At 70.7% G+C, this 9,827-nt stretch carries 14 protein-coding genes and 1 pseudogene; 6 read left to right on the forward strand and 9 right to left on the reverse strand.

Annotation, left to right across the window (positions count from 1 at the left end; translation table 11 throughout):
* Nucleotides 1-280: 280 nt before the first annotated feature.
* Both AOK24_RS26320 and AOK24_RS46370 read right to left on the reverse strand, forming a co-directional pair.
* A complete protein-coding gene (locus AOK24_RS26320; RefSeq protein ID WP_206191269.1) occupies nucleotides 281-730 on the reverse strand; it encodes a Uma2 family endonuclease in 450 nt (149 codons plus the stop codon).
* A gap of 161 nt (nucleotides 731-891) precedes the next feature.
* Complete coding sequence (locus tag AOK24_RS46370) at nucleotides 892-1,050, reverse strand: Arc family DNA-binding protein (protein WP_079056995.1); 159 nt, start codon at nucleotides 1,048-1,050, stop codon at nucleotides 892-894.
* 28 nt (nucleotides 1,051-1,078) lie between these two features.
* Between AOK24_RS46370 and AOK24_RS26325 the strand changes: the two genes are divergently transcribed.
* Together AOK24_RS26325 and AOK24_RS26330 are read left to right on the forward strand one after the other, a co-directional pair.
* On the forward strand, nucleotides 1,079-2,302 hold the full coding sequence (locus tag AOK24_RS26325; RefSeq protein WP_079056996.1) for an RNA-guided endonuclease InsQ/TnpB family protein: 1,224 nt from the start codon (nucleotides 1,079-1,081) through the stop codon (nucleotides 2,300-2,302).
* A gap of 86 nt (nucleotides 2,303-2,388) precedes the next feature.
* Nucleotides 2,389-3,186 carry a site-2 protease family protein gene (locus AOK24_RS26330; RefSeq protein ID WP_055722551.1) on the forward strand — a complete coding sequence of 266 codons (798 nt, stop codon included), beginning with the start codon at nucleotides 2,389-2,391 and terminating at the stop codon, nucleotides 3,184-3,186.
* On the opposite strand, the gene AOK24_RS48680 is transcribed toward AOK24_RS26330, so the two are convergent.
* On the reverse strand, nucleotides 3,179-3,400 hold the full coding sequence (locus tag AOK24_RS48680) for a hypothetical protein (RefSeq protein ID WP_193555499.1): 222 nt from the start codon (nucleotides 3,398-3,400) through the stop codon (nucleotides 3,179-3,181). The two genes, AOK24_RS26330 and AOK24_RS48680, sit on opposite strands and share 8 nt — an antisense overlap.
* Nucleotides 3,401-3,404: 4 nt before the next feature.
* Nucleotides 3,405-4,109 (reverse strand): NADPH-dependent F420 reductase, encoded by a 705-nt coding sequence (gene npdG / locus AOK24_RS26335; protein WP_055722552.1) that lies wholly within the window; start codon nucleotides 4,107-4,109, stop codon nucleotides 3,405-3,407.
* Nucleotides 4,110-4,211: 102 nt separating this feature from the next.
* Between npdG and AOK24_RS26340 the strand changes: the two genes are divergently transcribed.
* Together AOK24_RS26340 and AOK24_RS26345 are read left to right on the forward strand one after the other, a co-directional pair.
* Entirely contained in the window at nucleotides 4,212-4,811 is a 600-nt protein-coding gene (locus AOK24_RS26340) for a hypothetical protein (RefSeq protein WP_055722553.1), read from the forward strand.
* Between the two features lie 63 nt (nucleotides 4,812-4,874).
* Nucleotides 4,875-6,149 carry an MFS transporter gene (locus AOK24_RS26345; RefSeq protein WP_055722554.1) on the forward strand — a complete coding sequence of 425 codons (1,275 nt, stop codon included), beginning with the start codon at nucleotides 4,875-4,877 and terminating at the stop codon, nucleotides 6,147-6,149.
* Between the two features lie 6 nt (nucleotides 6,150-6,155).
* On the opposite strand, the gene AOK24_RS26350 is transcribed toward AOK24_RS26345, so the two are convergent.
* Nucleotides 6,156-6,395 carry a hypothetical protein gene (locus AOK24_RS26350; protein WP_055722555.1) on the reverse strand — a complete coding sequence of 80 codons (240 nt, stop codon included), beginning with the start codon at nucleotides 6,393-6,395 and terminating at the stop codon, nucleotides 6,156-6,158.
* Nucleotides 6,396-6,454: 59 nt separating this feature from the next.
* On the opposite strand from AOK24_RS26350, the gene map reads away from it, so the two are divergent.
* Entirely contained in the window at nucleotides 6,455-7,312 is an 858-nt protein-coding gene (map, locus tag AOK24_RS26355; RefSeq protein ID WP_055722556.1) for a type I methionyl aminopeptidase, read from the forward strand.
* A gap of 140 nt (nucleotides 7,313-7,452) precedes the next feature.
* Nucleotides 7,453-8,100 carry a biliverdin-producing heme oxygenase gene (locus AOK24_RS26360; protein WP_055722557.1) on the forward strand — a complete coding sequence of 216 codons (648 nt, stop codon included), beginning with the start codon at nucleotides 7,453-7,455 and terminating at the stop codon, nucleotides 8,098-8,100.
* A 3-nt stretch (nucleotides 8,101-8,103) separates the two neighbouring features.
* Here AOK24_RS26360 and AOK24_RS26365 read toward each other — a convergent pair whose 3' ends face one another.
* The 4 genes and pseudogenes from AOK24_RS26365 to AOK24_RS26380 form a co-directional block, all read right to left on the reverse strand.
* Complete coding sequence (locus AOK24_RS26365; protein WP_055722558.1) at nucleotides 8,104-8,406, reverse strand: hypothetical protein; 303 nt, start codon at nucleotides 8,404-8,406, stop codon at nucleotides 8,104-8,106.
* Nucleotides 8,403-8,666 (reverse strand): DUF6247 family protein, encoded by a 264-nt coding sequence (locus AOK24_RS26370; protein ID WP_055722559.1) that lies wholly within the window; start codon nucleotides 8,664-8,666, stop codon nucleotides 8,403-8,405. Before AOK24_RS26370 ends, AOK24_RS26365 begins: the two co-directional genes overlap by 4 nt.
* A gap of 106 nt (nucleotides 8,667-8,772) precedes the next feature.
* Nucleotides 8,773-9,417, reverse strand: a complete 645-nt coding sequence (locus tag AOK24_RS26375) for a PhzF family phenazine biosynthesis protein (protein ID WP_055722560.1) — start codon at nucleotides 9,415-9,417, stop codon at nucleotides 8,773-8,775.
* A pseudogene (locus AOK24_RS26380) lies at nucleotides 9,410-9,827 on the reverse strand (hypothetical protein); the annotation flags it as partial. The pseudogene AOK24_RS26380 and the gene AOK24_RS26375, both read right to left, overlap by 8 nt.

Raw genomic sequence — 9,827 nt, forward strand, 5'->3', positions numbered from 1 at the left:
GGGCTCCCCCGCCCCTACCTCCTCCACCAGCGACCCCACGGACACCGTCCGCCCCGCCCGCAACACCAACACCGTCAACAACGCACGCAACCGCGCCCCACCCACCGCCAACACGGTGCCGTCGGGACGCAGAACCTGAGTGGAGCCGAGGACGCAGTAACGCACGGGTTCCATTGTCCTTGTGGACGCCCCCGACGCGCCTCCGGGTTTCGCAAGCTTCAGATCCTCTGGAACTCGGCGGAGTCGAGCACGAGGGTCTGACCGGCGACGGGGATCTCGATCAGGTCGCCGAACACACTGGACTCCTGGTGGCGTCGACGACCAAGTAGGAGGGGATGCCGCGCAGGGCATAGTGGTCCGGCGTGGTGTTGTACTCGTGGCCCTCGCTCTCCAGCGAGACGACCTCGACCACGAAGGGCGGCAGAGACTCGTCGATCTCGCTCTCATCCGGCCGCACCTGGTCCAGCGGAAGCGCTGAGGCGTCGGGCTCCGGCTTGTATCCCTCACGGGAGGGAACCACCGCGAACCCACTCACCGGCGTCCAACCAGGCAGCCGTTCCTCGATCTGGTTCTCGATACGCCGCGAGGTCATCCTGTGAGCACGGGTGACCGGCACCAGCATGAGTCCGTTCGCCGTCAGGCGCAGCCGCATCCACCTGGGCACCCACAAGGTCTCCACCGCATCTGCCACCCAGCCCTCGGTCATCCCCCACAGCACCTCCCCGGTCAAGTCGCTCGCAGAGTACCGGCCGTCGGCCCTCTTATCCGCCCGCAGACCTTTTGTCACCGGGAACCTCCGAGGATGCCCCGGCCTTCAGGCCGGGGGGCACCTCCCGCTTACGGGGGAGAACTGGCCCCCTGCGAAGCGGGGCAGGGGGAGGTGAATCGCCCTCAGGGTGATTCGGCGTCTGCCACGGCGGCGGCGCGCTCGCCCTCGAGGCGGTGGACGATCTCGGAGTTGACCGACCGGTGAGCCGCGCGAGCCTGGTCGACGAGCCACTGGTGGAGGTCTTCGGGAAGGCGGAGGGTGGTGCGTTTTTCATCATTCATGCCTCAACTGTAGTGCTAGGCTGACGTCATGACGACGATGCGCGAGACGGGCGAGGAGTCCGGGCATGCCCGGTACACCTATCGCCTTCGCGTGTCGTCCACAGCGCGCGCCGGACTCGATGCCGAGTGGGCGCGCTGCCGGTGGGTGTGGAACGAGTGCGTGGCGATGTCCCGCAAGGTCCACGGCCTGAACAAGGACGCTGCCGGCAAGGTGACGTGCGGTCCGGCGCAGCTCGACAGGATGCTGACCGGGGCCCGTACCGCCATGGCCTGGCTGCGTGCGGGAGCTTCGGTGCCGCAGCAGCAGATCATCCGCGACTTCGGGACGTCCCGCGCCAAAGCGCTGAAGGACATCAAGGCGGGGCTGCCGATGCGGCAGCGCGCCGGGATGCCCCGCATCAAGCGCAAGCGTGATGCGCTGCCGTCGATGAACTACACGCGGCGCGGCTTCCGGCTGAAGGATGGCCGCCTGCACCTCGCGGGCGGCATCGTGCTGACCGTGGTGTGGTCCCGTGCCCTGCCCACCGACCCAACGTCGGTCCGGGTGTACCGGGACAGCCTCGGCCACTGGTATGCCTCGTTCGTCGTCGCCGCCATTCTTGAACCGCTACCCGCGACAGGCCGGGCGATCGGCATCGACTGGGGCGTCAGGGAGACCGCGACCACCACCTCCGACGCCCACGACCTGCCCCACGCGCAGCACGGGAAGACCGCCGCGCAGAAACTCGCCCGGTACCAGAAGCAGATGGCAAGGCGGAAGCCCACGCGCGGGAAGGCCGCGTCGAAGGGCTACCGGGCAGCGGCCCGTGCGGCAGCCAAGGTCCACAAGAAGGTCACCCGGCAGCGGCAGGACACCGGCCGCAAGTGGGCCAAGGCTGTCGTGCAGGACTTCGACCAGCTAGCTGTCGAGGACTTCAGGCCGAAGTTCCTCGCGAAGTCCACGATGGCCCGCAAGGCCGCCGACGCCGCGATCGGCGCGACCAGGGCCGCGCTGACCGAGATGGCCCGCAAACACGGCCGCATCGTGCACCTCGTGCACCCCGCCCACACCACGATGGACTGCTCCGAGTGCGGTGCGAGAACCAAGCACGCACTCCCCCTCTCCGAACGAACCTACGCGTGCACCGCATGCGGAGCCGTGTCCCCCAGGGACAAGAACTCCGCCCGCGTCATGCTCGTCCGGGCTGGTCTCACCCCGGCTGGTACTGATGGCGGAAGACCTCCGGGAGCGCCGCTCCCGCAGGCAGCCTGAGCCAGGAATCCCCTCCCGCCAGGGAGGGGAGGATGTCAACTGTACGGTCTACGCGTACATCCCGCCCGACCCAGGAGCCCGCCCCCATGACCAGCACCACCTCCCGCCACAGCGACCGGCGGGTCAGCCCGGTCTTTCTGGGCATTCTCGCGGTCACGGCGGTCACCGGGTGGGCGACGTGGACGGGGTTCGCGGAGACTCCCGGGGTCGCGGTGTTCCTGTTCGTGACCGCCGCGTGGATCGTGTCGCTGTGTCTGCACGAGTACGCGCACGCACGGACGGCGTTGCACGGCGGGGACATCACCGTGGGGGCGAAGGGGTACCTCACGCTGAACCCGCTGAAGTACACGCACGCGCTGCTCAGCATCGTCCTCCCCGTGATCTTCGTGATCATGGGCGGGATCGGCCTGCCCGGCGGTGCCGTGTTCATCGAGCGCAACCGCATCCGGGGGCGCTGGAAGCACAGTGTGATCTCGGCGGCGGGGCCCCTCACGAACGTCCTGTTCGCCGTCGTGTGCACCGCGCCGTTCTGGCTGGACGCCCTGGACGGCGTGCCGGCGGACTTCCGGTTCGCGCTCGCGTTCCTCGCGTTGTTGCAGGTGACGGCCGCGCTGCTGAACTTCCTGCCGGTGCCGGGGCTCGACGGGTACGGCGTGATCGAGCCCTGGCTGCCGTACAGCGTGAAGCGCCAGGTGGAGCCGTTCGCGCCGTTCGGCCTGCTGTTCGTGTTCGCGGTGCTGTGGGTCCCGTCGATCAACAACGGCTTCTTCGACGTGATCGACGCGATCCTGCGCAGCCTGGGGATCGACAACTTCTCGACGTACTGCGGTCAGGAGCTGTACCGCTTCTGGCAGGGCGACAGCGGGGTCTGCTCCGTCAACTAGCCTTCGCGCGCCGCCAGTAGTACCAGGTCATGTTGGACGACACCCCCGCGATCAGCACCCACACGACCCCCAGGAAACTCCCCTGGACGAACGAGACGACGGCCGCCGCCACCGCGAGCAGGCAGACGACGAGGGCGTAGAGGGCGAGGCGGGGCATGGCCATGGGCTCCTGATCGGGGGACACCGGGGTACGACGACGACCAGTGTCCCCCATCGGCTCAGACGTCCGTGACCCGCAGCCCGGCGTGCGCCTTGTACCGCCGGTTGACGGAGATCAGGTTGGCGACGAGCGACTCGACCTGATGCGCGTTGCGCAGCCGCCCGGCGAAGACGCCCCGCATGCCGGGGATGCGCCCGGCCAGCGCCTGCACGATCTCGACGTCCGCCCGCGCCTCCCCGAGCACCATGACGTCCGTGTCGATCTCCGCGATCTCCCGGTCCATGAGCAGCACGGCGGAGAGGTGGTGGAACGCGGCGGCGACCCGCGAGTCCGGCAGCAGCGCGGCGGCCTGCTCGGCGGCGCTGCCCTCCTCCGGCTTCAGCGCGTACGCGCCCTTCTTGTCGAACCCGAGCGGGTTGACGCAGTCGACGACGAGCTTCCCGGCGAGTTCCTCGCGCAGGGACTCCAGCGTCTTGCCGTGCCCGTCCCACGGCACCGCGACGATGACGACGTCGCTGCGGCGCGCGGTCTCCGCGTTGTCCGCGCCCTCGACGCCGTGCCCCAGCTCGGCCGCCGCCTCCTGCGCGCGCTCGGCCGCGCGCGAGCCGATGATCACCTTCTGCCCGGCCTTCGCGAGCCGGTACGCGAGCCCCTTGCCCTGCGGCCCGGTCCCGCCCAGCACGCCGACGACCAGTCCGGATACGTCGGGGAGGTCCCAGGGGTCCTTGGGGGCGGGCTTGTCTGCACTGTCCGTAGAGGTCATGGGCCCGACCCTACGTCGGCACCGCCCCCGAGCCGTTCCCGGACGGGTGAATACCCGTAGTACCCGAGACCGACCCCCGCCCCCTGCGGCAGGCTGCGCCCCATGGACGCCGTACGTGTCGCCTTGCTGCGTGAAGTGCTCGCCGGGACCCAGTGGCTGACCTCGACGCGGAGGTTCGCCCAGGTGTTACGCGGCTCGGTGGTGACGCACGGGGGCGGGCTGCTCCTCGTCGGCACCCCGGAGTACGAGCCGTGGCACCTCGCCGCGCACCTCGTCGACGAGGCCGCCTGGTCCGGTACGCCCGAGCTGGCGCCGACCCTCGTACGGCACGGCGCGCGCCGGTCCGACCCCGCGCACCTGGCGGTCGGCCCCGGCAGGATCGAGGCCGCCCGGCGCGGCGAGACGCTCCTGGTGGTGGCGCCGACGGAACCGGCCGCGCTCCTCGAACGCGTCCACACGGCCCGCCGGGCCGGGGCGACCGTCCTCGCGCTCGGCTGGGGCGGCGGCGAGCTGGGCGCGATGGCCCACGAGACGCTGGACGTCAGGGAGGGCGCGGAACTGGACCTGGACACGGTCCAGCACCTGGTGAGCGCGGGGGCCGGCGAGCAGGCGGTCGTACAGCAACGGGGCCGTAAACGGTTTCTGGACCGTCTCTCCCGGGTCGCGGAGGCGCTGACGGCTCCGCCGCCGCCCGCCTGGTGAGGCAGCAGAAACAACCGAAAACCGTTTGCCGCGCCACCTCACCCCCACCGACCATGGCCCTTCGTGACTCCCGCCGCTCTCCTCCCCGACCTGCGCCCCTGGCACGCCTCCCGTGACTTCCGGCTGCTGTGGCTGTCGGGGCTGGTCTCGGCGTTCGGGAGCTTCCTGACGTTCGTCGCGCTGCCGGTGCAGGTGAAGGAGCTGACGGGGTCGGCGGCGGCCGTGGGCGCGATCGGGGCGGTCGAGCTGGTGCCGCTGGTGGTGTTCGGGCTGTACGGGGGTGCGCTGGCCGACGCGGTCGACAAGCGGACGCTGATCGTGTGGACGGAGGCCGGTCAGGGCGTGCTGAGCGCGGGCCTGCTGGTCAACGCGCTGCTGCCGGTACCGAAGGTCTGGCCGCTGTACGTGATCGCCGCGCTGACCGCCGCCCTCACCTCGGTCCAGCGGCCCGCGCTGGACTCGCTGTGGCCCCGCATCGTCGACCACGAGCACCTCCCGGCCGCCGCCGCGCTGAGTTCGCTGCGGCGGACGATCGGCGGGGTCGCGGGCCCCGCGCTGGCGGGGCTCGTCGTGGCGTACGCGGGGCTGGGGTGGGCGTACGGCGCCGACCTGGTGACGTTCGTGGTGTCGGTGCTGCTGATGGCGGGCGTCGCGGCGTCCCCGGCGTCGCACGAGGCGGTGAAGCCCTCCCTCGCGGCGATCAGGGAGGGCGCCCGGTACGCGTGGGGCCGCAAGGACCTGCTGGGTACGTACGCCGTCGACCTCGCGGCGATGTTCTTCGCGATGCCGCTGGCGCTGCTGCCGTTCCTGGCCGACGAGTTGGGGGCGCCGTGGGCGCTGGGGCTGATGTACGCGGCGCTGCCGCTCGGCTCGCTGCTGGTGAGTCTGACGAGCGGCTGGACCTCGCGGGTGCACCGGCACGGGCGGATCGTCGTGCTGATGGCCGCGCTGTTCGGGGTGGCCGTCGCGGGCGCGGGGCTCGTGCACAACGTGTGGCTGGTGCTGCTCCTGCTGACCGTCGCGGGCGGGGTCGACATGGTCAGCGGGATCTTCCGCTCGGCGATCTGGAACCAGACGGTCCCCGACGAGCTGCGTGGCCGCCTCGCCGGGATCGAGCTCCTGTCGTACTCGGCGGGCCCGACCCTCGGCCAGGTCCGCTCGGGCTCGTTCGCCGCGTGGTTCGGCATCCGTACGTCGATGTGGTCGGGCGGGGTGCTGTGCGTGGGCGCGGTGGGGGCGCTCGCGCTGTGCCTGCCGGCGCTGATGAGGTACGACGCGCGGACGGACGTGCACGCGCTGCGGGTGCGGGATCAGCGGACGGCGGCGAAAGCGACGTAACCGTTTTCAGTCGTTGTTGCTTCCCTCGTCGCCCTTCCCCGCGCCGTCGTTCCACCGTGCGTCGTTCTCCCATTCCAGGTTGCGTTCGCGGGCGGTCTCCATCGCGTGTTCCGCCTCCTTGCGGGAGGGGTAGGGGCCGAAGCGGTCCTTGCCGGGGCAGTCGGGGCCTTCCTCGACCTTCTTGTGTTCCAGGCAGTAGAACCATTCGCCGGGCTTGCCGGCGGTGCGCTTCTTGAAGAGGGCCATCACGGGGCTCCTTTCACCACGGACATGGTCCCCCATCCCCGCTCGTTAGACTCGTCGTCATGTCAGGCCAGTCGCTGCTCGTACCAGGGGAGCTGTCTCCCACCCGCCCCGTCCCCGGAAACATCCGGCGCCCCGAGTACGTCGGCAAGCCCGCGCCGACGCCGTACACCGGTCCGGAGGTGCAGACGCCGGAGACGGTCGAGGCGATGCGCCTCGCGGGCCGGATCGCGGCGCGGGCGATGGAGGAGGCGGCGAAGCACATCGCGCCGGGCGTGACGACCGACCTCCTCGACAAGGTGGCGCACGACTACATGTGCGACCACGGGGCGTACCCGTCGACGCTGGGTTACCGGGGGTTCCCTAAGTCCCTGTGCACCAGCGTGAACGAGGTCATCTGCCACGGCATCCCGGACTCGACGGTGCTGCGCGACGGCGACATCGTGAATCTCGACGTAACCGCTTACATCGGCGGCGTGCACGGCGACAACAACGCGACGTACCTGGTCGGCGAGGTGGACGAGGAGTCGCGGCTGCTGGTGGAGCGGACGCGGGAGTCGTTGAGCCGGGCGATCAAGGCCGTCCGTCCGGGCCGGCAGATCAACATCATCGGCCGGGTGATCGAGTCGTACGCGAAGCGGTTCGGGTACGGGGTCGTGCGGGACTTCACGGGGCACGGCATCAACTCGTCGTTCCACTCGGGGCTGATCATCCCGCACTACGACAGTCCGCACGCGACGACGGTGATCCAGCCGGGGATGACGTTCACGATCGAGCCGATGCTGACGCTGGGGACGCACGAGTACGACCTGTGGGACGACGGCTGGACGGTCGTCACGAAGGACCGCAGGCGGACGGCGCAGTTCGAGCACACGCTGGTGGTGACGGAGACCGGCGCGGAGATCCTGACCCTGCCGTGACCGTCTTCCGGACCCGGCCTCCTCTGTCGAGGCCGGGTTTTTCTCTGTACGCTTTTACCGACACCATGTCGGCAAGTTTCCCGACGGGGCGTCGGCAAAGCTATTGACTCAGGTAAGCCTTACCTAACAAGATGTGGGCCATGGACTCCTTCTCGACCGTCATCCGCACCGCGTCCCACGAGCAGCACGTGGAGGCCGAGACCTCGACGTTCATGTCCGACCTGCTGGGCGGACGCCTGGGCATCGACGCGTACGCCCGTTACACCGAGCAACTCTGGTTCGTGTACGAGGCGTTGGAGGCGGGCGCGGACCGGCTGGCGTCCGATCCGGTCGCCGGGCCCTTCATCCGGCCGGAGCTGTTCCGGCTGAGCGCGCTGGAGCGGGACCTCGCGCACCTGCGGGGCCCCCGGTGGCGTACGGGGCTGTCGGCGCTGCCGGCAACTCGGGCCTACGCGGACCGGGTTCGGGAGTGCGCGGCCCAGTGGCCCGGCGGGTACGTCGCCCACCACTACACCCGGTACCTCGGCGACCTCTCCGGCGGCCAGATCATCCGCGACAAGGCCGAGCGGACGTGGGGGTTCGAGCGGAAGGGGGACGGGGTGCGGTTCTACGTCTTCGAGGAGCTCGGGAGTCCGACGGCGTTCAAGCAGGGGTACCGGGAACTGCTGGACGCGTTGCCGGCCGACGAGCTGGAGAAGCAGCGGATCGTCGGCGAGTGCAAGCGGGCGTTCGCGCTGAACACGGGGGTGTTCCGGGGGCTCGCGGAGGAGTTCGCGGCGAGCGCGTGAGGGTCAGGGACGGGGTTCGTCGGCGGGGTCGTCCGGAGTGACGCTTATGATCACGACGGCCGGGGGGTGCGGGGCATAGGTGTACACGTACACGACGGTCAGCCCCCGCGTCCCCGGGCGTGGTTCGACGCGGGTCCGGTAGACGACCTGGGAACCGGTCGCCTCCCTCGCACCGCGCAGGACGCCGAGCCTGGGGTTGTGCTCCAGCTCCCGCCTCAGCTGCTCGACGGCCTCGCGGGCGGCCGGCGTCAAGGCGTCGAGCCGCTTCGCCGCCGCGGTCGCGATCACCGCGATGGCGCGGCTCACGCGTGCCCCTCCCGCTTGATCTCGGCGATGATCTCAAGCCCTTCCTGGAGCGCTTCGTCGAACTCGGGGTCGCTGTAGGCGCGGATGCTCCCGGCGTACGTCCTGATGACCTCGGCGACCCGGCCGAGATCGGCGGCCGTGGAGGCGTCGAGCGCACGCGCGAGGTCCGCCTCGAAGTCCTCCCTGTCCCCGGGGAACCCCCGGCCCTCCCTCAGCGCGGCGCGGATCTCGGCCACGGTCCTGAGCGGGAGACGTGTCATGGCTGCTCCTCACTCCCGCCACTCCGGGCAGACGGTCACCCCCATCATCCCGCCTCTCCCCCGGCCGGGGACCGGTTCCTCGCTTGTCATCTCGTACGACGGCGGGTCAGCGCTCCAGGAGGACGCGGCCCCCGATCTCCACCCAGCCGTACGGCTGCGGGGCCGTGAGGATCTGAGAGCCCGCGCCCTGCGTGATGTTCAGCGCGCGGCCCAGCTGGTCGGTGAGGAGGATCGCCGCCGCGCCGGTCGCCTCGTCCTCGTCGATGCCGTCGCCGCGGCCGGGGAAGGCGCGTGCGCGGACGCGGCCGGCCGCCTCGTCGAGCCATGCCCAGGCGTAGATCCACTCGCCGGGCGGGGGGATCGGCAGGTCATCCACCTCGGCTGCGCTGCCGTACTGGCGGAGGGTCCTGGGCGGCGCCCACTCCGCGCGGGCCTCTATCCAGCTGAACTCGCCGTCCAGCCGGGCACCGACCTCGCCGGCCGGGGTCACCAGCTCGGGGACGTCGAGGAGCCAGGCGGTGCCCACGCAGGGGTGGCCGGCGAAGGGGAGCCGGAGCGTGGGCGTATAGATGTCGATGACCCCCCGCTCCGGGTCGTCCACGAACACGGTCTCGCTGAACCCGAGTTTGGCGGCGAGTTCCTGCCGCTCCGCACGCTCGGGTATCCGCGAACCGTCGCGGATCACCCCGAGTTCGTTGCCATACCCTCCGCCGGGCGCACAAAAAACACGGAGGACGTCGTAATCAGTCACCCGGAAATTGAAACACCGCCCGAGCGGCCTCCCGATCCCAGGCTGCGGCTCCACCGGGGAGGGGCCAGGAGCGGGTACGGGCGACGTCGTACGGGAGAGCGGCGAGGGCGTGGGCGAGGTGGGCGTCCCGGCGGGATCGAGAGGTCAAGTAGCCCTGCTTCTCCCGTACATGACTCTCCGTCATGTCCGCCGCATCTCTCCGCCAGTCCTCCTCGTCCGGCACCCTCACCAGCACCACGCACGGCGGCGTTCCCCCCTCCTCCAGCGCCGCGACCGCCCTGTCGTGGCCGTCCAGCAGGAGCCAGCCGTCGAACGCGGTGACCCACCAGAGGAGCACCGGGGCGAGGCCGCCCTCCCGGACGCGCTTCCTGTACGCCTTCACGCGGGGGGCGTTCGGCGGGGAGAGGGGG

Source organism: Streptomyces niveiscabiei, assembly GCF_001419795.1.
Lineage (GTDB): Bacteria > Actinomycetota > Actinomycetes > Streptomycetales > Streptomycetaceae > Streptomyces > Streptomyces niveiscabiei.